Origin of the sequence: Mycobacterium sp. (assembly GCF_035314905.1) — a bacterium.
Lineage (GTDB): Bacteria > Actinomycetota > Actinomycetes > Mycobacteriales > Mycobacteriaceae > Mycobacterium.
The window spans coordinates 1-24,791 of sequence record NZ_DATFYW010000091.1 but is presented as its reverse complement, the minus strand read 5'-3'; the positions used below and the strand labels follow the sequence as shown (position 1 = coordinate 24,791).

Below are 24,791 nucleotides of genomic sequence, written 5' to 3'. Positions count from 1 at the left end.
GTCGCGGTGCCGGTGATGACCCGCCTGCGGCAACCGGAACGGCAGGTGCTCGACACGCTGGTCGACGCCGGCGTCGCCCGGTCGCGGTCCGACGCGCTGGCGTGGTCGGTGAAGTTGGTCGGCGAACACACCGAGGAATGGCTCGCCAAGCTGCGCAGCGCGATGTCCGAGGTCGAGGACCTGCGCACCGAGGGTCCGCAACTGTAGCGTCGCTCTGCTATGCCTGTCGGGTGGCCCCCGAACGCGAACCCGACCTGGTATTCGTCGACACCGAGTGCACCGGTCTGCGTCCGGATGACGAGATCTGGGAATTCGCCGGACTGCGGCGATACCGCGACGGCGCTTCGACATGGCTGCACGTGCTAATCGAGCACGACGAAATCCGGGCTGCCACAGGACTTCCCGAGCCCTTTCGGTCCCAGTACCTGGCGCGGAGGGGATCGCCGGAAGAGCGCTGGCCGCGGAAGCGGGCGGCGATAGCGATTGCGGAGTTCCTCAGCGGCGATGCGGTGATGGTCGGTGCGGTGCCGACGTTCGACTCGCTGCACCTGACGATGCTGCTACGTCGCTACGGGATTCTGGCGCCGCGCCTGTACGCCGTGATCGACGTCGAGGCACTTGCCGCCGGTTCGCTGACCCGCGGCGGTCGACGTGTGCGCATCCCCCTCGACGGTGAGGAGCTCAGCCGGGCGCTGGGCGTCGATCCGGGCATCTACGAGCGTCACACCGCGGTGGGCGACGTGAAGTGGGTGCGCGCCCTCTACGACCGGATCATGGGTACTTAGACCCGCGTCATCTCGTAATACGCGCCGCGCCTTGCCATCAGCTCCGCGTGGCTGCCGTGCTCGACGATCCGCCCGGCCTCCATCACCAGGATCACATCGGCATCGCGGATCGTCGAAAGCCGGTGGGCGATGATGAAGCTCGTCCGGTCTCGGCGCAACTCGTGCATCGCGTGCTGGATCAGCACCTCGGTGCGGGTGTCCACCGAGCTGGTGGCCTCGTCGAGGATCAGCAGGTGCGGGCGTGCCAGGAATGCGCGCGCGATCGTGATCAGCTGCTTCTCCCCGGCGCTGATGTTGCCGCCGTCGTCGCTGACCCACGTGTCGTAGCCGGCGGGGAGGGTATGCACGAACCGGTCGACGTAGGCGCTCTTGGCGGCCTCGACGATCTCGTCGCGGTTGGCCCCGGGCCTGCCGTACCCGATGTTCTCCGCGATCGTTCCGCCGAACAACCACGTGTCCTGCAACACCATTCCGATGCGCGACCGCAGCGCGTGTCTGCTGACCGTCGAGATGTCCACCCCGTCGAGCAGAATTCGCCCGGAGTCGACCTCGTAGAAGCGCATCAACAGGTTCACCAGCGTCGTCTTGCCCGCGCCGGTCGGTCCCACGATCGCGACGGTGCTGCCCGGCTCGGCCACCAGCGACAAGTCCTCGATCACCGGCATGTCGGGCCGGTAGCTGAAGTTGACGTGCTGGAACTCTACCCGCCCGCTCCGCCGCTGACCGTTGGGCGACGGCAGCACAACGGGCGCATCGGGTGTCTGCTCCGGTGCGTCGAGCAGGTCGAAAACCCTTTCAGCGCTCGCCATCCCGGATTGAAGTGTGTTGTACATCGCCGACACCTGGGTGAGCGGCTGGTTGAACTGGCGGACGTACTGGGTGAACGCCTGGATACCGCCGAGCGTGATTTGGCCGGTGGCCACCTGAAGACCGCCGACCACGGCGACGGCCACATAGCTGAGGTTGCCGATGAACATCGTCGCCGGCGAGACCAGCCCGGATAGGAACTGGGCGCCGAAGCTCGCTTGGTAGACGTCGGCGTTGAGGTCGCGGAACTGCTCCTCGGCCCGCGCGCGATGCCCGAATGTCTTGACCAGGGTGAAGCCGCTGTAGGTCTCCTCGATGTGGGCGTTGAGCCGACCGGTGTTGGCCCACTGGGCGACGAACAGGCGCTGTGAGCGGCGCGCGACCGTGCGGGTCACCAGCAGCGAGAGCGGCACCGTCAACAACGTGATCACCGCGAGCAGCGGCGACATGGTCAGCATCATTACCAGCACCGCCAGCACGGTGAGCACCGAGGTGAGCAACTGGCTGATCGTGACCGACAGGGAAGTCTGCACGTTGTCGATGTCGTTGGTCACCCGGCTGAGCAGTTCACCGCGCTGCCGGGAATCGAAGTACGACAAGGGCATTCGATGCACCTTGTCCTCGACGTCGGATCGCAGACCCATCATCGTTCGCTGCACCGTGATGTTCAGCAGCCTGAACTGTGCCCAGACCATCAGGGCGCCGAGCAGGTACAGGGCGAGCGCGAGGAGCAGCGTCCGGCCCACGGCGGCGAAGTCCACGCCGACGCCCGGCCTGACGTTCATGCCGGACAGCAGGTCGGCGAACGTGTTGTCGCCCCGGGCCCGGGCAGCGGCGATCGCCTGCTCCTTGGTGATCCCTGCGGGCAGGTGCCGCCCGATCACGCCGTTGAACAGCAGATCGGTTGCATGCCCGAGAATCCGGGGTCCTATCACGTTGAGTCCGACACCGGAGATACCCAGGCTGATCACCGCGGCGGTCAGCCTGCGCTGGGGAGTGAGCCGTTTGATCAGCCGGATAGCCGTGCCGCGGAAGTCCCGTGACCTGTCCGCAGGGGCCTGCACCACGCCGCGGATCGGCCGCAGCCCCGCCGTCATCGCGAGCTCCCGGCGGCGACCACCGCCTGCGAGTCGACGAACTCTGCATAGGTCGGGCAGTCGGCGAGCAGCGATTCGTGCGTTCCGGCACCCACCACGCGTCCGTCATCCATGACGATCACCTGATCGGCTTCGGCTATCGTCGAGATGCGTTGGGAGACAACCAGAACCGTCGCGTCCGCGGACACCTCGCGCAGCGCCGCGCGCACCCGGGCGTCGGTGTGCATGTCCAGTGCCGAGAACGCGTCGTCGAACAGGTACACCTTGGGCCGGCGGATCACGGCGCGTGCGATCGCCAGCCGCTGGCGCTGTCCGCCCGAGAAATTGATGCCGCCCTGCGACACCGCCATCTCCAGCCCGTCGGGATGTGCGCCGACGAACCCGTCGGCCGACGCGATGCGCAGCGCCTCCCACATCTCGGCGTCGGTCGCGTCGGCGTTGCCGTAGCGCAGGTTCTCGGCAACGGTGCCCGAGAACAGATACCCGCGCTGTGGAACCAGCCCGATTGCCGACCACAGCTGCTCGAGGTCATAGTCGCGGACGTCGACCCCGTCGACGGTCACGAAGCCGTCGGTCACGTCGTACAGCCGGCAGATCAACGACACCAGCGTGGACTTCCCCGAGCCGGTGGAGCCGACTATCGCGGTGGTGGTGCCGGGCCGTGCGGTCGCCGAAACCCCCTGCAGGACCGGACGATCCGCGCCCGGATAGCGGAACGTCGCGCCCTCGAGGCGGACCACCCCGTCGACGGCCTCCGGGCGCACGGCGCGTTTCGGACTGGTGATCGCCGCGTCGGTCGACAGCACCTCGGTGATCCGCTCTGCGCACACCGACGCCCGCGGCAGCATGATCAAGATGAACGTCGCCATCAGCACCGCCATCAGGATCTGCATGAAGTAGGACAGAAACGCGATCAGCGACCCCACCTGCATGTGTCCCGCGTCGATACGCAGCCCGCCGAACCAGATGAGCGCGACGCTGGACAGGTTGATCACCAGGGTGGTGACCGGCAGCATCAGCGCCTGCCAGCGCCCCGCCTCGAGCGCGGTTCCCGACAGCGCGCGGTTGGCATCGGCGAAGCGCATCCGCTCGACGGGTTCCCTCGCGAACGCCCGGATCACCCGTATGCCCGACAGCTGTTCGCGCATCACCCGGTTGATGCCGTCGATCAGCTTCTGCATGCGGCGGAAGATCGGCAGCAGGTGCGACACGATCCAGTAGTTGGCCAGCGCGAGCACCGGGACACTGACCAGCAGCAGCCACGACAGCCCGGCGTCCTGGTGTATCGCCATGAAGATGCCGCCGATGCTCATGATCGGCGCGGTGATCAGCATCGTGCAGGTCATCTGGACCAGGACCTGGATCTGCTGGACGTCGTTGGTGGTGCGGGTCAGAAGTGTCGGCGCGCCGAACCGCGCGGTCTCCGGAGCCGAGAAGCCGGTGATGTGGTGAAAGATCGCCGACCGCAGGTCGCGGCCGAAGCCCATGCCGGTTCGAGACCCGAAGTAAACCGCTCCGACGGCGCACAGCACCTGTAGCCCGCTGACCGCGAGCATCACCGTGCCGAGCGCCATGATCGTACGGGTGTCCCCCTTGGCCACCCCGTCGTCGATGATCGCCGCGTTGACGGTCGGCAGGTAGAGCGACGCCAGGGTGCTGATCAGCTGCAGGAGCATGACAACGGCGATCAGCCGGCGGTACGGCCGCACGTACTGTCGCAGCAGTCTCAGCAGCATCTCCGTACTGTCGCACACCTTCCTGACGGCTGTGTGCCCGGACTTGCTCCGAGCGGAGCCTAAAAGCGCTGGTCAACTCCCGTCCCCGTGGTAACCGCCGGGCTGCCGCTATCCTGCATGACGTGACGAGCGGCGGGAGACGGATCCGGTGAGACGCAGGCAGCCCGCGATGGTCCTCGGGGCCGCGCTGACGATCCTGATCGTCGCTGGCTGTTCCAGCGGATCGTCGGGGCACGGCAACCAGTCCTCGTCGGCGGCACCTTCCACGCAGAACGCCACCCACGGTCCGTTTTTCCCCGAATGCGGCGGGATCAGCGATCAGACCGTCACACAGCTGACCCGCGTCAACGGGCTGGTGAACACGGCGCGCAACTCGGTCGGCTGCCAGTGGCTGGCCGGCGGGGGCATCCTCGGCCCGCACTTCTCGTTCACCTGGTACCGCGGCAGCCCGATCGGGCGCGAACGCAAAACCGAGGAACTCTCCCGCGCCAACGTCGACGACCTCAACATCGACGGCCACAACGGCTTCATCGCCGTCGGCACCGACCCGACGCTGGGCAACAGCCTGTGCGAAGTAGGCATCCAATTCCAGGACGACTTCATCGAATGGTCGATCAGTTTCAGCCAGCAGCCGTTCCCCGATCCGTGCGACGTCGCCAAGGAGCTCGCCCGTCAGTCGATAGCGGCGGCCAAATGATCACCAACCGAATGATTACCAGGGTTGCGGCGGTGCTGGCCGCCGCGCTGACGGTCGTCGCGGTGGTGGGCGGCTGCTCGCGGGCGGTGAGCGGCACCGCGGTCAAGGTCGGCGCCGAGTCGCCGCACAACAACTCCGAACAGCAGTACCCGAACCTGCTGAAGGAATGTGACGTGCTGACCTCCGACATCCTGGCCAAGACGGTGGGCGCGGACCCGCTGGACATCCAGAGCACCTTCGTCGGCGCGGTCTGCCGCTGGCAGGCGGCCAACCCGGCGGGCCTGGTCGACATCACCCGGTTCTGGTTCGAACAGGGCAGCCTCGACAACGAGCGCAAGGTCGCCGAGGGGCTGAAGTACCAGATCGAGAGCCGCTCGGTCGCGGGCGTGCAGTCGATCGTGATGCGGCCCAACGACCCCAACGGGGCGTGCGGCGTGGCCAGCGACGCCGGCGGGGTGGTCGGCTGGTGGGTGAACCCGCAGGCGCCCGGCATCGATGCATGCGGGATGGCGATCAAGCTGATGGAGCTGACGCTCGCGACCAACTCGTAGCCCCGGCGCGACTCGCGGGATCGGGTCAGCGGGGCACGTGGAAGCCCACCAGCGCGGCGCTGCCCGGCTCGAGCCGCTGCCACGCCTCGCCGGTGCGCAGCACCGCGATGGCCGATGTCGGGAACTTCGTCGAGATCTGGTGAGACGCTGTTTTATTGCTGGCTTCGGCGCTGGCAAGGCCGAGTGACACCTGACCGATCGCGGGTTCGTGGCCGATCACCAGCAGCGTGCTGACGTCGTCGTCGACATGGTTGATCGCGTCGATCACCGTGCCGGGCACCGCGTCGTAGAGGCGTTCGCAGAACGTGACGGGCGCGTCCAGCCCGGTGTGCGACAGCGTCTCCCGGGCGCGGGTCGCCGTGGAGCACAGCACCGCATCGATGCGCGGCGCGTGCGAGCGCAACCAGTCGCCGGCCAACCGGGCCTCCCGGATGCCACGCGGCGCCAGCGGGCGACCGTGGTCGGTGACCCCCGCGGGGTAGGCCGACTTGGCGTGCCGCATGAGCAGCAGGGTCCTGCGCGTCCGTTCGGTGCTGCTTGGTGCGCGACCGCTCATCTCTTCACGCTAAGGCATGCCGATTCGCCTCCCGAGAGTTGTCGGCGCCCGGTCCTACACTCGCGTTGCCTCGAGAGGACATCTCGAGAACAGACATCTCGAGAACAGACATGTCGACGGAGGGAGCCGGGATGCGATTCCTGCACAGCGCTGACTGGCAGCTCGGCATGACGCGCCGTTTTCTCAACGGCGATGCGCAGCCGCGCTATTCGGCGGCTCGCCGGGACGCGGTGGCGGCGATCGGCGCGGTCGCGGCCGGAACCGGCGCTGAGTTCGTGGTGGTCGCGGGTGACGTGTTCGAGCACAACCAACTCGACCCGCGTGTCATCAGCCAGTCGCTTGAGGTGGTGCGCGGCATCGGCGTTCCGGTCTACCTGCTGCCCGGCAATCACGACCCGCTCGACGCGTCGTCGGTCTACACCAGCCCGCTGTTTGTGGCCGAATGTCCCGAGAACGTGGTCGTGCTGGACCGCGCCGGCGTGCACGACGTCCGGGCGGGCCTGCAGATCGTGGCCGCGCCGTGGCGGTCCAAGCGCCCGACCACCGACTTGGCCGCCGAGGTGCTGGCCGGGCTGCCGGCCGACGGGGTGACGCGAATCCTGGTCGCGCATGGCGGCGTCGACATCCTCGAACCCGACCGCGACAAGCCGTGGCTGATCCGGCTCTCCGCGCTTCAGGACGCGCTGTCGCGCGGCGCGGTGCACTATGTGGCGTTGGGGGACAAGCATTCTCGGATGTCGGTCGGAACCACCGGCCGGGTCTGTTACTCCGGTTCTCCGGAGGTCACCAACTTCGAGGACATCGAGCCCGACCCCGGCCATGTCCTGGCTGTCGACATCGACGAGGACGACGACGCGCGCCCGGTGCGCGTCGACGCGCACCGCGTCGGTCGGTGGCGGTTTGTGACGTTGCGGCGCTCGGTGGACAGCAGCCGCGACGTGGCCGATCTCGACATCAACCTCGACCTGCTGCCCGACAAGGACCGCACGGTGGTGCGACACGGCCTGACCGGCTCGCTGACGGTGACCGACCGCGCGGCGCTGGACGCCTGCCTGGACAAGTACGCACGGCTGTTCGCGTCGCTGCAGCCGTGGGACCGCCACACCGATCTCGCGGTGATCCCGGCCGACGGCGAGTTCGACGACCTGGGCATCGGCGGTTTCGCGGCCGCCGCGGTGCGGGAGCTGGTGGCCGCGGCCCGCGAGGCGGACGGCGAGCGGGCCGACGACGCGCAGGCGGCGCTGGCGCTGCTGCTGCGACTGGCAACACGTCCCGGGAGCGCCGCGTGAAACTGCACCGCCTGGTACTCACCAACTATCGCGGCGTCACCCACCGCGAGATCGTCTTCCCGGACCGCGGCGTGGTCGTGGTCAGCGGCGCCAACGAGATCGGCAAATCGTCGATGATCGAGGCGCTGGACCTGTTGCTCGAAGCCAAGGACCGCTCGACGAAAAGGGAGGTCAAGCAGGTCAAGCCGACGCACGCCGACGTCGGCGCGGAGGTGACCGCCGAGATCAGCACGGGGCCGTACCGGTTCGTGTACCGCAAGCGGTTCCACAAGAGATGCGAGACGGAGCTCAGCGTGCTCGCACCTGCCCGCGAACAACTCACCGGCGACGAGGCCCACGAACGGGTCTGCGCAATGCTCGCCGATACCGTCGACACGGAGCTGTGGCGAGCGCAGCGGGTGCTGCAGGCGAACTCCACCGAAGCGGTTGAGCTGTCCGGGTGCGATGCGCTGTCGCGTGCGCTGGACGTCGCCGCCGGGCAGGCCGCCGCACCCTCGGGTGCCGAACCGCTGCTGATCGAGCGCATCGACGCCGAATACCTGCGGTATTTCACCGCCACCGGCCGGACCACCGGTGAATGGGCGGCGGCTGCCGCGCGGCTGTCGGCTGCCGACGACGAGGTGGCCCGCTGCGCGGCCGCCGTGGCGCAGGTCGACGACGGCGTCCGCGCGCATGCCGAGCTGACCGAGCGTCTGGGCGAGGTACGGCCGTCGCGCCGCGTCGCCGACCAGCGGCTCACCGCGGCACAGGCGGCGTCCGACGAGGTCGTGGCGCTGGCCGCACAGCGCCGGCAGGCCGAGCTGGTCGCGGCCGCCGCCCGGGCGGCCCTTGCCGCCGCCGTCGCGGCGCGCGACGAGCGGTGCCGGCTGCGCGCGGACGTCGGGGCCAGGGCGGAGGCGGTCGCCCAGCTCGGCGCCGCCGCGCACGGCGCCGCCGAAGCGGAGGCCGCGGCGCGCGAGGTCGACGATGCCGCGGCGGCCCTCGTCGAGCGGTCGCAGGCCGAGCTGCACGGCGCCCAGGCCCGCGTCGACACCGCGCGGTTGGCCGTCGACCAGCTCTCCGACCGCGACGAGGCGCAGCGGCTCGCGTCGCGGCTGGCCAGGATCGACGCCGCGCAGCGCGACCTGGACCGCGTCGAAACGGCACTGCGCGGGATCGTGCTGACCGACTCGGCGATCTCCGACATCGAGAACGCCGCCGCCGCGGTCGACCGCGCCGCGGGTCAGGTCGAGCTCACATCGGCGCGCATCGAGCTCACCGCGGCTGCCGACGCCGAGCTGCGCGTCGACGGGCGGACCGTGCCGCTGGCAGCGGGGGAGTCGTTCACCTGGCGCGCCACGGCCGCTACCGATGTCGAGCTTCCGGGCGTGCTTGCGGCCAGGATCATCCCCGGCACGCCCGCGTCCGACAACCAGGCCAAGCTCGCCGCGGCACAGGAGGTGCTGTCGGCTGCGCTGGCCGCCGCACAGGTGACCGGCCTGGACGACGCCCGCGAGCTCGATCGGCGGCGGCGGGAGCTGAGCAACGCCCGCGACCGGCTGACCGCGACATTGGCCGGACTCTGCGGCGACGAGCCCGTGGACGCATCGCGGTCGCGGCTCGCGCTGCTGCGTGAGCGCGCACGCGATCGCGAGCCGAACCCGCGGATGGACACCGAATCGGCGCGGGCCGAACTGGCCGCGGCCGTCGCCGCGCACCGGCGCGCCGCCGCGGAGTGCGAGACGCGCCGCAAGGTCGCGGCTGCCGCCGGCGCCAAGCTCGCCGAGAAGTCGACGGGCGCGACGGTTTTGCGGGAGCAGCTCGGCGCTGCCCGGGTGGAGCTCGATGCCGCGGCCGACCGGCTGGCACGCGAACGTGCGACCCGCACGGACGACGAGATCGCCGCGCGTGCCGAGGCGGACGCGCAAGCGGCGCGTGCGGCGGCTGAGGGTGTCGCCCAGCTTGGCACCGAGCTCGAGCAGGCCGCGCCGGACCGCGTCGCCGCCGAGTTGGACGACGCCAGGCGCGACTCCGAGGAGCTGAGCCGGCGCCTTCGCCGGATCGACGACGAGCTGCGCGATGTGACGACGCGACTTCGCGTCTACGGCACCGAAGGCCGCAAGGGCCGTCTCGACGCCGCCGAGGCGGAACGCGAGCAGGCCGAAAGCGAGTACAGCTGCATCCGTCGCCGCGCCCGTGCCGCCCAGACCCTGCGATCGGTGATGGCACGCCACCGCGACAACAGCCGGCTGCGATACGTCGAGCCGTTCCGCGCGGAGGTCGAGCGACTCGGCCGGCTGGTCTTCGGCGAGAGTTTCGAGGTGCAGGTGGACACCGACCTGCGGATCTGCAGCCGCACGCTGGCCGGGCGCACGGTGCCCTACGAGTCGCTCTCGGGAGGGGCGAAGGAGCAACTGGCGATCGTGGCCCGGCTCGCCGGCGCTGCGCTGGTCGCCAAGGAAGACTCCGTGCCGGTGATCATCGACGATGCGCTCGGGTTCACCGACGCCGACCGGCTCGCCAAGATGGGTGCGGTGTTCGACGCGGTGGGCGGCGACGGGCAGGTCATCGTGCTGACCTGCAGCCCCGCGCGCTACGACAGCATCGACGCCGCCGATCGAATCGAATTGACGGATTAGCCCCCGGCCGGTCGAATTGACGGATTAGCCTCCGGCCGGCAGACCCGGATCCGCCGACAACCGGAAAGCGGCGCGCATCGCATCGATGTCGTCGCGGTCGCCGTCGAACCTCACCCGCTTCAGCGCTGCCTTTCGCTCCGCGGCGGTCGCTCCCAGCCGTGCGGTGATCAGGTCGGCCGCGTTGGCCGTCACCGTCACCGTCGGCGAGCCTCGGGCAGCCGTCAAATTCCCCCCGTGCACGCCGAATTCGAATCGGCGCCCGTCGACGTCGACCCGATACGACCCGCACCGCTCGCCGCCACCGCCGAAGCCCAGCAGAATCCCGGCGAGGAAGCCGTTCAGCGGTGTCGGTGCACTCCCCGCCGGTTCGAGCAGTTCCAGGCCGAACGTCGCGACGGCCCGGATGACGGGCGGTACCTTGCGCCAGCCCGCGTCGCTGAGGGTGTACACCGTGCGGGCGATCGGCGGCGGCAGCTCGGTGCGCTCGACCAGGCCGGCTTCTTCGAGTTCGCGAAGCCGGTCGGCCAACAGGTTCGTGGCGATGCCCGGCAGGTCGGACCGCAGATCGCCGTAGCGGCGCGGACCGCCGAGCAGCTCGCGCAGGATCAGCAGCGTCCACCGCTCGCCGAGGACGTCGAGCCCTCGCGCGATGGGGCAGTTCTGCTTGTAGTTCCTGCGGGCCGGCACGTCAACCATTCTACCAGCGTGAACGTCAGTATCAACCAAGTACTTGAGAAATACGTCTACTAAGTTTATATTCTTGAACATGACCGACCGCCAGCCCGTCTTCCGCGATCGTCCGATCGCGGCGCTTACCGTTATCTGCCTGAGCGTCTTCGTGATCAGCGTCGACGCCACCATCGTCAACGTCGCCTTGCCGACGATCTCGCGGGAACTCGACGCGGACACCGCCCATCTTCAATGGATCGTCGACGCATACACCCTTGTCATGGCCGGTCTGCTGTTGTCGGCGGGCAGCTTGAGCGACCGCTACGGCAGACGCGCCTGGCTCAGTGCCGGACTGGCACTGTTCGCGATCACCTCGGCGGTGGCGGCCTGGACGGATTCCGCTGGTGCCCTCATTGCCGCGCGCGCCGCCATGGGCGTCGGGGCCGCGGTGATCTTTCCGACCACCCTGGCCCTCATCGTGAACATCTTCACCGATCCGGTTGGGCGTGCCAAGGCGATCGGCCTGTGGGCCGCCATGGTGGGAGTCGGCGTGGCCACCGGGCCGATCACCGGGGGCTGGTTGCTCGAACACTTCTGGTGGGGCTCGATTTTCCTGGTCAACGTGCCGATCGCGGCGGCGGCAATCGTCGGCGGATTGCTCTTCGTTCCGACGTCGCGAGACCCGGCGACCCCGCCGGTCGACGTCGGCGGATTGGTGCTGTCGTCAATCGGGGTCACCGCCCTCGTCTACACCATCATCGAAGCGCCCGACTGGGGTTGGACCAGCGCACGGACCGCAGCGGGATTTTCGGCGGCCGCCGTCGTCCTCTTTGCGTTCGCACTGGCGGAGCGGCACAGCGCGCACCCGATGCTCGACGTCTCGGTCTTCGCCAACCGCCGGTTCTCCGGCGGCAGCCTGGCGGTCACCGCGGGCTTTCTGACCCTGTTCGGCTTCATCTTCGTCATCACCCAGTACTTCCAGTTCATCAGGGCCTACAGCGCATTCGAAACCGGTGTGCGACTGCTGCCGGTGGCGTTCTCGATCGCCGTCGCCAGCGTGCTCGGCCCCCGGATCGTCGAGCGGGTCGGCACCACCGCTGTCGTCGCCGGCGGCCTCGCGTTGTTCGGGGCCGGGCTGGCATGGGCCTCCACCGCCGACACGAGCACGCCCTATGTCGTGATAGCCACGCAGATGGTGCTCTTGGGTGGCGGCCTCGGTCTGACGACGGCGCCGGCCACCGAGGCGATCATGGGCTCGCTGAGCCCGGACAAGGCCGGTGTGGGCTCGGCCGTCAACGACACCACCCGCGAACTGGGCGGCACACTGGGGGTGGCGATCGTCGGTAGCGTCTTCGCATCCGTCTACTCCGCACGGCTCGGTTCCGGGTCGGCACTGGGGGCGATTCCGGCCGACGTCCGCTCGGCCATGCAACGCTCGATGGCGGCCGCGTACCGGGTCGTCGGACAACTACCGGCGGGGCGCGCCGCCGACGTCCGTGGCGCCGTCGACCACGCGTTCCTCGACGGCCTTCAGGCGGGATCTCTCGTGTGTGCCGGCATTGCCTTTGCCGCGGCGGCCGTCGTCGCCGTGCTGCTGCCTGCTCGCTCACGCGTGTCGACTCCCTCCGGGCCGCAACCCGAACCGGCGTGCGTGAAAGCCTGATCGCAAACCGGCCACGAAGGCCCGCGGCGGCTCCTACACTCCGCCGCGTGGACACTGAAACCGATTACGTCGTCGTCGGAACCGGTTCTGCCGGGTCGGTGCTGGCCGCCAGGCTCACCGCGGATCCGGCGGTCCGCGTCGCGGTGCTCGAGGCCGGACCCGAGGACAAGGACAAGTTCGTCCACATCCCGGCCGCGTTCTCCAAGTTGTTCCGCAGCCGGCTGGACTGGGACTACCTCACCGAACCCCAGAAGGAGCTCAACGGCCGCCAGATCTACTGGCCGCGGGGCAAGATGCTCGGCGGATCGTCGTCGATGAACGCGATGATGTGGGTGCGCGGGTTCGCCGCCGACTACGACGAATGGGGCCGGCTGGCCGGCGACCAGTGGTCGTATTCGGCCGTGGCGCCCTACTTCGACCGCATCGAATCCGGCCCGCTGATGATCTCGCCGCAGCGCAGCCCCCGTAGTTCCACCGCCGCGTGGCTGACCGCGGCGCAGCAATCGGGCTACCGGCTCGAGCAGCCCAATGCCGATGCGCCTGAGGGCTTTTGCGAAACACAGGTCACCCAGCGCCGCGGCGCGCGCTGGAGCTGCGCCGATGCCTACCTCAAGCCCGCATTGCGCAGGCCGAACCTGACGCTGCTCACCGAAGCGACCGCCCGGCGGGTGGTCTTCGACGGCGCGCGCGCAGTCGGTGTCGAGTTCGACAAGGATGGTGCCCGCCGGGTCGTGCGGGCCCGGCGCGAGGTCGTGCTGTGCGCCGGTGCGGTCAACAGCCCGCAACTGCTGATGCTGTCGGGCATCGGAGACCGCGACCAGCTGGCCGAGCACGGCATCGGCGTGGTGCGTCACTCGCCCGAGGTGGGCCAGAACCTGATGGATCACCTGGTGACGCCGATGGGCTTCGACGTCGGGCACGACAGCCTGTTCGCGGCCGAGAAGCCGCGCCAGCTCGCCGACTACCTGCTGCGCCGGCGCGGCATGTTGACCTCCAACGTCGGCGAGGCCTACGGGTTCGTCCGCAGTCGCCCCGATCTCGACCTGCCCGATCTGGAACTGATTTTCGCTCCTGCGCCGTTCTTCGACGAAGGCCTCGGCGATCCGTACGGTCACGCCGTGGTGACCGGCCCGATCCTGCTGAAGCCGTACAGCCGCGGTGCGATCACGCTGCGCTCGGCCGAGCCGACCGCCAAGCCGGTCATCGACCCCCGGTATCTGACCGACCCCGGCGGGCGCGACCGCGCCGCGATGATGGCGGGCCTGCGGATCGCCGCGACGATCGCCCGGGCGCCGGCGCTCGAGAAGGTCCTGGGCACCGTTGCCCGCCCGCTGGGCGCCCGCGACACCCGCGAGGAAACCCTGGAGGAGGCGCTCAACAGCTGCTCGCACACCTTGTATCACCCGGTTTGCACCTGCCGGATGGGCACCGACGAATCGAGTGTGGTCGACCCGCAGCTACGCGTGCGCGGCGTCGAGGGCTTGCGGGTGGCCGACGCGTCGGTGATGCCGGCGATCATCCGCGGGCACACGCACGCACCCAGCGTGCTGATCGGGGAGAAGGCCGCCGACCTGATCCGTTCCTGACGACCTCACGCCGCGAGCGCGAGCACCTCGTCGAAACCGGCGATCAGGCACTCGTAGAACACCTCGTAGTCGGGGATGGCCCCGGTGTCCACATCGATGCCCAGCGCGCAGGTGTCGACATAGGTGAGCAGTGTGACGTTGACCGCCGACCCGATGGTCGGGCCGAACGCGTACTGGATCCGCACCGGGGCGCCCCCGAGGAAGACCGGCACCGGAACACCTGGCACGTCGCTGGCGAGGAAGTCGACGTGGCGCAGCACGGAGCCGATGTACCAGCGCGGCATCAGGTTGAGGGCACCGGCGATCAGCTGGGTGTACGGCAGCGACCGTTCGTGGCGAGCCTTGGCGGCGCGCTCATGGATCTGGTTGATTCGTTGCGCCGGATCCGACACACCGACGGGCACATCGAACCGCATCAACGTGATCCGGTTTCCACCCATCACGTCGTCCTCGGTCCGCAGGCTGATCGGCATCGTCAGGTGCAGGTCGCCGACAGACACGCCGTGCTTCTCGTGATAGAGACGCAGCCCACCGGCCACCCCGGCCACGAGCGCGTCGTTCAGCGCGCCGCCACCGCGATGCGCCGCATCCCGCAATTGCGGCATCGGAACCTCGTGCACGCCGAGACGGCGAATCAGGTTGCGGTCCTTCATCAGCGGCGAGCCCGGCCGGTTGATCGGCCGAACCGTGCGGTAGATCGAGGCTGCGGTGGCGGTTGCGGAACCGAACGTCTGCACCGGCCGACGAATGCCGTTGAGCACCAAACCCGGAGCCGACCTGACCACGGCCTGCAGCGTCTTACCCACCAGGCCGGCGTTGTAGCGCAGCGCGTCCCGGTAGCCGCTCAGCAACGGCGCCCGGGGGGCCTCCGGCTCGGCAGGCAGCGCCACCTGCTCCTGCGGGTGCTCGGAGAGGTCGAACAGGATCATCGCGATCTGCACACCGCCGATGCCGTCGGTGAGGGCGTGGTGGAACTTGCACAGCACCGCGGCGCCGCCGTCCTCGAGGCCGTCGATCAGCGTGGTCTTCCACAACGGCCGCGCCCGGTCGAAGTCCTCCATCTCGGCCACGCGGGCCATCTCGAGGACCTCGTCGAGGGTGCCGGGCCGGGGCGCCATGACCCGTTGCAGGTGGAAATCCAGGTCGAAGTCGGGGTCGAACTCCCACCGGGGCGGAGCCGGTGGTGGGGATTGGACCACGCGCTGACGAAACATCGGCAGCGTGCGGCTGATCAGATCGAATCTGTCGCGGATTTCGTTCCAGTCCGGCGACTTCTCCAGCATCAGCACCGTGACCACCGTCGATCGCAGCCGCGGATCGCTTTCCATTGCCCAGGTGAACGCGTCGGTCGCGCGCATGAAGTCAGTCATCATGTCTCCCGCTCACAACGTATGACGGTCGGGCCGCCGCGTCACCGGTGTCGGCGAGAGTGAGGACCTTGTCCCCTCAACCTCGGGCCAACCGGCACTCAGGGGTGCGAACGCGCGGGCTTGGCGAGTCGGTCGTCGAGTGTGGCGTGAAAGTGGCCGATCGCGCTCTCGTGCCGGCCGAACTCGACGAAGGCGTTGGCGCCGGCGTGCAGGCCGCGCTGCACCGCGGCCGACATCGCGTTGTCCTCGACGGCGCCCCTGTCGATCAGGGCACGTCCGCGCCCGGGACCCTCGCCGCGCCCGGGACCCTCGCCTCGCTCGGCGCCCGCCGGGTCGCCGTTCATGGCGTACGTGGTGAATCCGGAGTGTTCGAGATCGATCGGGTCGATCACGACCATGATGACCCGGTCCGGGAACGTCGCCAGCATGACGTTCGGGAACAGGTGATAGACGAAGGTGACGCGGTGGCCGATCGTCCAGGTCGACTCGGGTCGGTCGCGTAGCCGTTCGATGTTGCGGTACGGGAACGTGATTCGGCTGTTTGGCCCGAACGACTCGACGACGTTGAGATCGTCGTACTGCAGCGGGTAGAACGTCTGTTTGTGCGTCGAGCGGATGTGGTAGCCCTCGAGGAACTGCTCGACGAGAACCTTCCAGTTGATGGCCGCGACGGTGGAGACCGAATCGCGGAGCCGGGTGCCCGGCATCAGCTTGTCGCGCCACGCGGTCCCCTGGGTCAGCGCCGAGATCGCTTCGTCCGCGCGGTCGGCCGGTTGGGGGTCGAGCGATTCGACGATGACCAGTCCGTCGACCTCGCGACTGGGCACCTCCACGAGCCCGCGTGACGACACGTCGAGATCGGCGAAGCCGTCGGCGTGGGGCACGTGCGTCAACGAGCCGTCGAGGCGATACGTCCAGCCGTGGTAGGGGCACACCAGTGCGTGAGAGCAACCGCGCCCCTCCACGAGTGCCATCCCTCGATGCCGACACGCGTTGCGGAACACCCGGGCCCGGCCCGCCCCGTCACGCACCGCAAACAGCGGAACGCCGAAACTGACGCGTTCGGCATGGTCCCCGGGGTTGGGAATCGCCGCGGACGGGACGAAGACGCTGGGCCCGGAACGCAGCACCCGGAGCTCGTCGGCGAACCGTCGGGGATCCAGGTAGTTCTCGACGGGTTCGCGCCACGACTCGCCTTCGTCGGTGGTCCCCGCGTCGATGTGCGCAAGCACGCGGCGAACGATTTCGGCGTCGTCGGCGAGCGCGGCCCCGGTGGAAGCGCCCATCGTCAAAGCATCACGCGTTGCTCGCCACATGTCAATATATTTGTGATATGAGCTCCCCGTCCCGGTCCCGGGTCAGCGACCTGATCGGCGACCGTCCGCTCACCGCGCGGTCGGTGCTGGCATCCGCGCTGCTGGGCGCCGACGAGCCTCACCTTTCCGTCGCCGTGCTGGTCGCCGCGGCTTCGCTGTTCGGCATCAGTGCCGGCGCGGCGCGCACCTGCCTCTGGCGGATGGCTTCCGACGGCGAGCTCACGAGCGGCAACGGCACTTACGCCCTTGCCGGTCACCTGCTCGAACGACGCCACCGCGTGGACGATGCGGCCCGCGCCGACGACGCCACCGTGCGCCCGTGGGACGGAACATGGGAGCTCGCGGTCGTGTCCCTCGAGCGACGCCCGGCGGCTGACCGGCTCGAGCTGCGGAAAGCGGCGCGGGCGCTGCACCTTGCCGAGATCAGGGAGGGCGTCTGGATCCGGCCCGACAACCTCGATCCCGGTCGCCTCCCGGCGTCGCGCGCCGTGCTGGACGTGCAGTGCGTTCACTTCCACGGCGCCGCCTCCGACATCGACGCCGGCACCGTCAGGTCGCTGTTCTCCCTCGATCGGTGGGCCACCGACGCCGCACGGCTGACCACGGCGATGCAGGACGAACTCGGCTCGGCCGCGGTCGAACTCGGCGACACGGCCGCGGCGCTGAGGTACCAGTTCGCCCTTTCCATCAGCGTCGTCCGTCATCTGCAGCTCGACCCGTTGCTCCCGGCTGCACTTCAGCCCGAACGGTGGCCCGCCACCCGGCTCCGCGCCACCTACCGCCGCTTCGACAGGGCCTTCAAGCGACGAATGAACCGCGCGACGTTCGAACCTGACAACCGGCAGAATGTGCGTTGATGACCATGAACGCCAGGCGCAGGCGCGCACACCAGAAGCTGGCCGCGCTGCCCGGCGTGCGGCCCGTGCGGCGACCGGTCGCACCCGGCGGCGACGAGGAATTCGACCTCTACTATGTGCGCACCGGCCGGAAGTCCCCGCACCCGCTGGTTGTCATTCCCGGCGGCCCCGGCGCCGCATCGGTGGCGTTGTACCGCGGACTTCGGCGCCGCGCGGCAACGGCGGGCCTGGATGTGATCATGATCGAGCACCGCGGTGTGGGCATGTCGCGCCACGACGACGCCGGCGCCGACCTGCCACCGGAAGCCCTGACGATCGACCAGGTGGTCGACGACGTCGTCGCGGTGCTCGACGACGCACAGGTCGAGCGGGCGACGTTGTACGGCACCTCCTACGGCACCTACATCGCCGCCGGCGTCGGCGTGCGCCACCCCGACCGGGTGCACGCGATGATCCTCGACTCGCCGCTGCTGTCCAATCGCGACATCGAGGACGTGCGCGTCGCGATTCGCGCAGTGCTGTGGGACGGCGAGCGACCGGATACCGCGGATCTCGCCCCCAAGGTGCGCCGGCTCGTGGACGACGGGGTGCTGACGCCGTCCGCCGGCCAGATCGCTGCTGTCGTCTACGGACTCGGCGGTGCGGACCTGCTGAACCGCCAGCTCGATCTGCTGCTGGGCGGCCGGCGCTGGCTGTGGACGGCGCTGACGGGCTCCACCCGGGCACTCTTCCAGCGCAAGACGCCGTATCGCAACGAGGCCGACCTCGTGGGCCGGATCGGGTTCCGCGAGCTGAATTACGGCGGCATTCCCGACGGCAAGCCGCTGGATCCGGCCATCGCCTTTCGTGAATTGGCCTCCCACCCGGTGGGTTTCGAAGCCGAACCCTATGACCTGGTGTCGGAGATGCCCAGATTCGGCTGGCCCACCGTGGTGGTGTCGGGTGCCCGGGATCTGACCACGCCGCCATCGGTGGCCGAGCGGATCGCGTCGCTGATCCCCGGCGCGGTGCTGGTGCGGCTGCCGACCGCCGGTCACAGCGCCCTCGACACCCGCGAGTGTGCGGCGCTGGCGATCGCGCAGGCGGTCCGCGACGGTCGGGTCGAGCAGTTGCCGGCGCAGGCCGCGCGGCTCGATACGCTGCCGGGTGGCCCGGGGATCCGGCTGCTCGTCGGCGCGCTCAGGACCGCGGCCGCGGTCGAGGCGGCGTTGCCCGCCGCGGTGCCCCGCGCGCTGCAGCGGGTGACTACTTCATGAATCCGATTGTGCTGTAGTTCAAGTCGGCCATGCCGGCGGCGCCGAAGTTGGCCAGGTTGCTGCGCACCGCGACGTTGCCGGGAGCCTGGAACAGCGGCAGGGAGAAGCCCTCTGCCCAGATCATCACGTCGGCTTCGTTGGCCAGTGCGCGCGCCGTCCCGGGGTCGAGCGCCGACAGCGTCTGTTCGATCTTCGCGTCGATCTGCGGGCTGCCGATCTTGCCGAAGTTGCTGTCGCCGTCGGACGTGTAGATCTGCGGGAGGGCCGACAGCGGGAACGCATCGCCGGACCAGCCGAACTGGGCGATGTCGAAATCGCCGACGTTGATGTACTGCGTGAAGAACCCGGTGCCTGGTTTGGCGTCGAGCACCAGCTTGACGCCGACCTGGGCCAGGTTGTTCTGCGCGATCTGGGCCATCTGCCGCGTGGACTGCGCCTCGTAGAACACGTCGCGGATGACGAGTTGCTTGCCGTCTTTTTCCCGTACGTTGCCGTTGAGCTTCCAGCCGAGGCCGTCGAGTTCCTTGCGGGCCTCGTCGGGGTTGTAAGCGGCTGCGGCGCTGTTGTTTTGATAACCCTCCTGACCCGCGACATAGATGTGGTTGTTCAGCGGAGTGGGGTTGTCGGCGAGGCCGCGCTGGGTCACGTTCGCGATCATCTGGCGGTCGATGCCCTTGCAGATCGCCACCCGCAGCGCCTTGTCGGCCAGGATGGATCCCGGTGCGCCGTTGAACGTGAAGTGGAACCAGGTCGGCGCCGCGGCGCGGCGGATCGCGATGCCGGGCGCGCGTTTGGCGATCGTCATTTCGTCGATCGACGCGACTCCGGTCGCGTCGATCGCGTTGTTCTGCAAGGCCGGGATCCGCGCGGCGTCGTCGAGCACCATGAAGGTCATGGAGTCCAGCTTGGGCGGTTCTCCCCACCACTTCGGGTTGCGGCTCAACACCACTCGCTGCCCGGTCTTGTCCAGGCCGGTCACGATGAACGGTCCGGCCGACGGGCCGGGACCGTTGAGCTGTCCTTTGTTGAACACGTCCGGGTTGCCGGTCATACTGCGCGGCTGCAACGAGGTGGTGCCCGCGAACATGCCCTTCCACTCCGCATACGGCTTGGCGAATGTGATCACCGCCTGCCGGTCGTCGACACCCCTGGTCACCGAGTCCACCCGGTCGTAGCCGGCGGTGCTGGCGGTGGCAAACGCCTTGTCCTTGCCGCTGTCGGCGTGGACCTGGGAGGCGATGTCCTGCCAGGTGATCGGGCTGCCGTCGCTCCACACCGCCTTCGGGTTGATGGTGTAGGTGACCTTCTGCGGGTTGGTGCCGGTCAGTTCGACGTTGGTGAAGTAGTCGGTGTTGACCGTCAGCGACCCGTTCGCGGCGATGTTGAACGCGCGGGGCAGCGTGGGCCGCACGATCGCGTCCACGTCGACGGAGTTGCCGTCGATGTTGAGCGGGTTGAAGTTCGACGGGAACTCGGTCAGCGCCAGCCGCAGGTTGCCGCCGTCCCGCAGCTTCGACGGGTCTTGTGGGTTGATGTCGTTGGTGCTGCCGACCTGCGCGGCACCGCCGGCCGACGGTATCCCGCGGTTGGCCGAGCAGCCCGCTACCGCGGCCGCGACGACAAGGAGGACCAGAGCGATTCGACGGATCACCCGACCGATGCTAACCACGGCTCGGCTCGGGTTGGGGCACCGCGGCGAGCAGGCGTCGGGTGTACTCGTGCGCCGGGCGGGTGAACACCTGGTCCCCGTCACCCTGCTCGACGATCGCGCCCTTGTACATCACCGCGACCCGATGCGCGAGGTGCTTGACCACCGACAGGTCGTGGGAGACGAACAGGTAGGACAGCCCGAACCGCTGCTGCAGGTCGAGTAGCAGGTTGATGATGCCGGCCTGGATGGACACGTCGAGCGCCGACACCGGCTCGTCGAGGGCGAGGATCTTCGGCTGCAACGCCAGCGCCCGCGCGATGCCGATGCGTTGCTTCTGTCCGCCGGAGAATTCGCCGGGGTACCGGCGGGCGTCACTGCGTGGCATTCCGACGATGTCGAGCAATTCCGCCACCCGCTCATTCGTCCGGCTTTTGGCGAACCCGTTGGCGCTCAACGGCTCAGCCAACACCTCGAACACCGGCAGCCGGGGGTCGAGCGAGGCCACCGGATCCTGGAAGACCACCTGCAGGTCGCCGCGCAGAGCGCGCCGGGCCCGCGGATCCAGCGCGGCGACGTCGTTGCCGAGCACCTCGATCGACCCCGACTGCGGTGCGGTCAGCTCCAGGATCTGGTGCAGCGTCGTGGACTTCCCGGATCCGGACTCGCCGACGATTCCCAGCGTGCGGCCCTGTCGCAGCTCGAAGCTGACGCCGTCGAGCGCCCGCACCTCGCCGACCTGCCTGCGGAACACCACACCTTTGGTGAGCCGGTAGGTCTTGACCAGGTCGCTCACCCGCAGCACCACGGGCGCCCCGGCGGCCCAGGTGTCGGCGGAGGGCGGCTGCGTGGATACGCCGTAGATCTCCGCTGCGCTGCGCCCGGCGACCTCGTCGGTGCGAATGCACGCGGCCAGGTGGGCGGGCCCCACCTCGATCAGGTCAGGCTCGGCGGCGCGACACTCGTCGATCGCCAACGGGCAGCGCGGCGCGAACGGGCACGCGTCCGGCTGCGGGGCGGTCAGCGACGGCGGCGCGCCGGGGATGGGGACCAGCCGGGCCCCCTGCGGGGCGTCGAGCCGCGGCACCGACCCCAGCAGGCCCGCGGTGTAGGGCATCCGCCGGTCGCGGTAGAGCTCGTCGACACCGGCCACCTCCACCGGGCGCCCGGCGTACATCACGATCGCGCGGTTGGCGAATTCTGCTACCACGCCGAGGTCGTGGGTGATGATCACCACGCCGGCGCCGGTGACGTCGCGAGCGGTCTTGAGCACGTCGAGGATCTGCGCCTGCACGGTCACGTCGAGCGCGGTGGTGGGCTCGTCGCAGATGAGCAGGTCCGGGTCGTTGGCGATCGCGATCGCGATGACCACGCGCTGGCGCTCGCCGCCGGACAGCTGGTGCGGAAAGGAGCGGGCCCGTCGCTCCGGCTGCGCGATGCCCACCAGGTCGAGCAGCTCGGTGGCGCGCTGCCGGGCGGCCCGCCGGGTGACACCGCGCTGGTGGACCTCGATGGCCTCGGCGATCTGGTCGCCGACCGTGTACACCGGCGTCAACGCCGACATCGGATCCTGGAACACGGTGCCGATCAGCCGTCCCCGGATGCGCGACATCTGCCGGTCGGCCAGGCCGAGCAGCTCTTCGCCGTGCAGCCGAACCGACCCGGACACCTGCGCGTACTCGGGCAGCAGGCCGATGACGGCCATCGCGCCCGCCGATTTTCCCGAACCGGATTCACCGACGATCGCGACCACCTCGCCGGGGTCGACGTGGTAGCTCATGCCCCTCACCGCGGCCACCGGTTCGGCGTCGGTGGGGAACCCGACTCGCAGGTCGGTCACTTCGAGCAGCGGGCTCACCTGCGCAGCCTCCCACTGCCTGGATCCAACGCGTCACGCAGGCCGTCGCCGACGAGGTTGGCGCACAACACGATCAACACCAGCACCCCGGCCGGGAACAAGAACACCCACGGAAACGTCGTCGCCGAATTGGTGCCGTCGGCGATCAGGGTGCCCAACGACACGTCGGGCGGCTGCACCCCGAAACCCAGGAAGCTCAGGCCGGTTTCGGCCAGGATCGCGACCCCGACGTTGAGGGCGGTGTCGATGATGAGGATCGACGCGACGTTCGGCACGATGTGGCGGACGATGATCCGCCTGCTCGGCACGCCCATATACCTTGCGGCCTGGACGAATTCGCGATCCCGCAGGCTCATCGTCATGCCGCGGACGATCCGCGAGCTGATCATCCAGCTGAACCCGGCGAGCAGCACGATCAGCCAGAAGATGCTTCCGGACTGCTTGGTGCGTGGCGTGACGATCGCGATCAGGATGAAGCTGGGCACCACGAGCAGCAGGTCGACGAGCCGCATCATCATCTGATCGCGCCAGCCGCCGAAATACCCGGCGATGGATCCGACGGTGGCCGCGATCGCGGTGGAGATGAACGCCACACAGACACCGATCAGCATCGACTTCTGCATCCCGCGCAGCGTCTGCGCGAAGACGTCCTGCCCGAGCGAGTTCGTGCCGAACCAGTGGTCGACCGTCGGCGGCTGCAGCAGCGCGTTGTAATCCAGATCGGTGTAGCCGTAGGGCAAGAACGGGGGCAGCGCGTAGCAGCCGACGAACAGCACCACGAGCAGGACCAGCGCGATGACCCCCGGCCTGTTTCGCAGGAATCTGCGCATCACGAGGTTGCGCCGGGACGCGAATCTCACGGGGGGAAGGCGGGACGTCATGACGCGCGCACCCGGGGATCCAGCGCGGCATAGATCACGTCGGACAGCAGTCCCGCGAGCAGGATCGTCGCCCCCGAGAACACCGTGATCGCGGCGATGATGTTGGTGTCCTGCGTCGAAATGCCTTGCACCACCCACTCACCCATGCCGTGCCAGCCGAAGATCTTCTCGGTGAACACCGCGCCGGTGACCAGTCCGCTGACACCGTATGCGAACAGCGTCGCCATCGGGATCAGCGCGGTGCGCAGCCCGTGCTTGAACAGCGCGCGACGACGGGTGAGCCCCTTGGCCCGCGCCGTGCGGATGAAGTCCTGGCTGAGCACGTCGAGCATCGCGTTGCGCTGGTAGCGGCTGAACCCTGCGATCGAGGCCAGCGCCAACGTGAACGTCGGCAGCACCAGGTGTTGCAGCCGGTCGACGAAGTGGTTCCACCAGCCACCCGTCACCCACGGTGACGTCTCGCCGGTGTACTCGAAGATCTGCACGCCGAAGACCGTGTTGACCTGCAGCGCGGCCATGATGAGCAGGTTGGCGATCACGAACGTCGGGATGGAGAGCACCAGCAGCGAAAGCACGGTGACCACGCGGTCGGACAACCGGTACTGGCGGATCGCCCCCCACGCTCCGGCGACGACCCCGATAACGGTGCCCAGCACCGAACCGAGAACCAGCAGCCGCAGGCTGACCCCGATCCGCCGCCACAGTTCCGCCGACACCGGCTGGCCGGCCACGGTGGTGCCGAAGTCGCCGCGGATCGCGCCGGACACCCACTTGCCGTAGCGAACCGGTATCGGCTTGTCCAGGCCGAGCTCGGCGGCTTTGGCGTCGATCACGGCCTGCGGCGGGCGCGGGCTGCGGTGCAGCAGGCTGTCCAGCGGGTGGAAGGTGAGCGAGGTCAGGCCGAACGTCAAAAACGATGCGAGGGCCAGCAGCACGATGTAGTTGAGCAACCGACGCGCCAGAAATCGCGTCATCCGCGCCCGCCGTGCTCGTCCCGCATGGGCACAGGGTAGGTCGAGTGGCCCGCCCGGACGCAAAATCGCCCCGCGCGCCCACCCGGCAGGAGCCCCGCGCCTGTGATCCAAGGGGCCTCTGTGATTTCTGTGAAGATCGTGGCGGCGCGTTCATCCAACCCGTTGATAGCATCGACCGCGCCCGGCTGTGTGCCCACTTGCCCGCGAGGAGGTCCCATTGACCGCGACCGACGAATTCCTGGCCAACAACGAGCGTTACGCGAGCACATTCAAGGGTCCGCTGCCACTGCCGCCCAGCAAACACGTGGCGGTCGTGGCATGCATGGACGCCCGCCTCGACGTGTACCGGATCCTCGGCCTGGGCGACGGTGAGGCGCACGTGATCCGCAACGCCGGCGGCGTCGTCACGGACGACGAGATCCGTTCGCTGGCAATCTCGCAGCGGCTGCTGGGCACCAACGAGATCATCCTGATCCACCACACCGACTGCGGCATGCTGACTTTCACCGACGACGAGTTCAAGCGGTCGATCCAGGACGAGACCGGCATCAAGCCCGAGTGGGCCGCCGAGGCCTTC

The 24,791-nt window shown here is 69.0% G+C and carries 20 protein-coding genes and 1 pseudogene; 11 read left to right on the top strand and 10 right to left on the bottom strand.

Translation table 11 applies throughout. The features are described from left to right. A pseudogene (abmR, locus tag VKG81_RS06925) lies at positions 1-207 on the top strand (transcriptional regulator AbmR); the annotation flags it as partial. A gap of 23 nt (positions 208-230) precedes the next feature. Further along, positions 231-785: a hypothetical protein gene (locus VKG81_RS06920; RefSeq protein ID WP_324395096.1), complete on the top strand. Its 555-nt coding sequence runs from the start codon at positions 231-233 to the stop codon at positions 783-785. Here the strand turns inward: VKG81_RS06920 and VKG81_RS06915 are convergent. Together VKG81_RS06915 and VKG81_RS06910 are read right to left on the bottom strand one after the other, a co-directional pair. Further along, positions 782-2,689: an ABC transporter ATP-binding protein gene (locus tag VKG81_RS06915; RefSeq protein WP_324395095.1), complete on the bottom strand. Its 1,908-nt coding sequence runs from the start codon at positions 2,687-2,689 to the stop codon at positions 782-784. The genes VKG81_RS06920 and VKG81_RS06915 overlap by 4 nt on opposite strands. Next, the gene (locus VKG81_RS06910) at positions 2,686-4,425 is read right to left on the bottom strand and encodes an ABC transporter ATP-binding protein (RefSeq protein WP_324395094.1); all 1,740 of its coding nucleotides are present in this window, start codon (positions 4,423-4,425) and stop codon (positions 2,686-2,688) included. The genes VKG81_RS06915 and VKG81_RS06910 overlap by 4 nt, the downstream gene beginning before the upstream one ends. A 169-nt stretch (positions 4,426-4,594) precedes the next feature. Between VKG81_RS06910 and VKG81_RS06905 the strand changes: the two genes are divergently transcribed. Together VKG81_RS06905 and VKG81_RS06900 are read left to right on the top strand one after the other, a co-directional pair. After that, entirely contained in the window at positions 4,595-5,122 is a 528-nt protein-coding gene (locus VKG81_RS06905; protein WP_414685188.1) for a DUF3558 domain-containing protein, read from the top strand. A gap of 14 nt (positions 5,123-5,136) precedes the next feature. Then, positions 5,137-5,673 carry a DUF3558 domain-containing protein gene (locus VKG81_RS06900; RefSeq protein WP_414685187.1) on the top strand — a complete coding sequence of 179 codons (537 nt, stop codon included), beginning with the start codon at positions 5,137-5,139 and terminating at the stop codon, positions 5,671-5,673. A gap of 25 nt (positions 5,674-5,698) precedes the next feature. Here VKG81_RS06900 and VKG81_RS06895 read toward each other — a convergent pair whose 3' ends face one another. Beyond that, positions 5,699-6,229, bottom strand: a complete 531-nt coding sequence (locus VKG81_RS06895; protein WP_324395091.1) for a histidine phosphatase family protein — start codon at positions 6,227-6,229, stop codon at positions 5,699-5,701. A 131-nt stretch (positions 6,230-6,360) separates the two neighbouring features. Here VKG81_RS06895 and VKG81_RS06890 point away from each other — a divergent pair, with 131 nt between their 5' ends. Then, entirely contained in the window at positions 6,361-7,518 is a 1,158-nt protein-coding gene (locus tag VKG81_RS06890) for an exonuclease SbcCD subunit D (protein WP_324395090.1), read from the top strand. Next, entirely contained in the window at positions 7,515-10,136 is a 2,622-nt protein-coding gene (locus tag VKG81_RS06885) for an AAA family ATPase (protein WP_324395089.1), read from the top strand. The genes VKG81_RS06890 and VKG81_RS06885 overlap by 4 nt, the downstream gene beginning before the upstream one ends. 24 nt (positions 10,137-10,160) lie before the next feature. Here VKG81_RS06885 and VKG81_RS06880 read toward each other — a convergent pair whose 3' ends face one another. Next, a complete protein-coding gene (locus VKG81_RS06880; protein WP_324395088.1) occupies positions 10,161-10,832 on the bottom strand; it encodes a helix-turn-helix domain-containing protein in 672 nt (223 codons plus the stop codon). 70 nt (positions 10,833-10,902) lie between these two features. On the opposite strand from VKG81_RS06880, the gene VKG81_RS06875 reads away from it, so the two are divergent. Together VKG81_RS06875 and VKG81_RS06870 are read left to right on the top strand one after the other, a co-directional pair. Then, the gene (locus tag VKG81_RS06875; RefSeq protein ID WP_324395087.1) at positions 10,903-12,468 is read left to right on the top strand and encodes an MFS transporter; all 1,566 of its coding nucleotides are present in this window, start codon (positions 10,903-10,905) and stop codon (positions 12,466-12,468) included. A 47-nt stretch (positions 12,469-12,515) separates the two neighbouring features. Further along, positions 12,516-14,054 (top strand): GMC family oxidoreductase, encoded by a 1,539-nt coding sequence (locus VKG81_RS06870; RefSeq protein WP_324395086.1) that lies wholly within the window; start codon positions 12,516-12,518, stop codon positions 14,052-14,054. A 5-nt stretch (positions 14,055-14,059) separates the two neighbouring features. Here the strand turns inward: VKG81_RS06870 and VKG81_RS06865 are convergent, their stop codons facing one another. Further along, positions 14,060-15,424, bottom strand: coding sequence for a wax ester/triacylglycerol synthase domain-containing protein (locus VKG81_RS06865; protein ID WP_324395085.1), 1,365 nt, complete (start codon positions 15,422-15,424; stop codon positions 14,060-14,062). A gap of 98 nt (positions 15,425-15,522) precedes the next feature. Then, positions 15,523-16,710 (bottom strand): aromatic ring-hydroxylating oxygenase subunit alpha, encoded by a 1,188-nt coding sequence (locus VKG81_RS06860; RefSeq protein ID WP_324395084.1) that lies wholly within the window; start codon positions 16,708-16,710, stop codon positions 15,523-15,525. A 47-nt stretch (positions 16,711-16,757) separates the two neighbouring features. On the opposite strand from VKG81_RS06860, the gene VKG81_RS06855 reads away from it, so the two are divergent. Continuing rightward, entirely contained in the window at positions 16,758-17,597 is an 840-nt protein-coding gene (locus VKG81_RS06855) for a transcriptional regulator (RefSeq protein WP_324395083.1), read from the top strand. Continuing rightward, positions 17,597-18,853 (top strand): alpha/beta fold hydrolase, encoded by a 1,257-nt coding sequence (locus tag VKG81_RS06850; RefSeq protein WP_324395082.1) that lies wholly within the window; start codon positions 17,597-17,599, stop codon positions 18,851-18,853. Before VKG81_RS06855 ends, VKG81_RS06850 begins: the two co-directional genes overlap by 1 nt. Here VKG81_RS06850 and VKG81_RS06845 read toward each other — a convergent pair. From VKG81_RS06845 to VKG81_RS06830, 4 genes are read right to left on the bottom strand one after another with little or no spacing between them, the layout of a single operon-like run. Further along, positions 18,843-20,513, bottom strand: coding sequence for an ABC transporter family substrate-binding protein (locus VKG81_RS06845; protein WP_414685186.1), 1,671 nt, complete (start codon positions 20,511-20,513; stop codon positions 18,843-18,845). The two genes, VKG81_RS06850 and VKG81_RS06845, sit on opposite strands and share 11 nt — an antisense overlap. 1 nt (position 20,514) lies before the next feature. Then, complete coding sequence (locus VKG81_RS06840; RefSeq protein WP_324395080.1) at positions 20,515-22,359, bottom strand: ABC transporter ATP-binding protein; 1,845 nt, start codon at positions 22,357-22,359, stop codon at positions 20,515-20,517. Then, entirely contained in the window at positions 22,356-23,240 is an 885-nt protein-coding gene (locus VKG81_RS06835; protein ID WP_324395079.1) for an ABC transporter permease, read from the bottom strand. Before VKG81_RS06835 ends, VKG81_RS06840 begins: the two co-directional genes overlap by 4 nt. Next, complete coding sequence (locus tag VKG81_RS06830) at positions 23,237-24,214, bottom strand: ABC transporter permease (RefSeq protein ID WP_324395078.1); 978 nt, start codon at positions 24,212-24,214, stop codon at positions 23,237-23,239. The genes VKG81_RS06835 and VKG81_RS06830 overlap by 4 nt, the downstream gene beginning before the upstream one ends. A gap of 217 nt (positions 24,215-24,431) precedes the next feature. Between VKG81_RS06830 and VKG81_RS06825 the strand changes: the two genes are divergently transcribed. Continuing rightward, a partial coding sequence (locus VKG81_RS06825; RefSeq protein WP_324395077.1) for a carbonic anhydrase occupies positions 24,432-24,791 on the top strand: 360 nt, incomplete at its 3' end.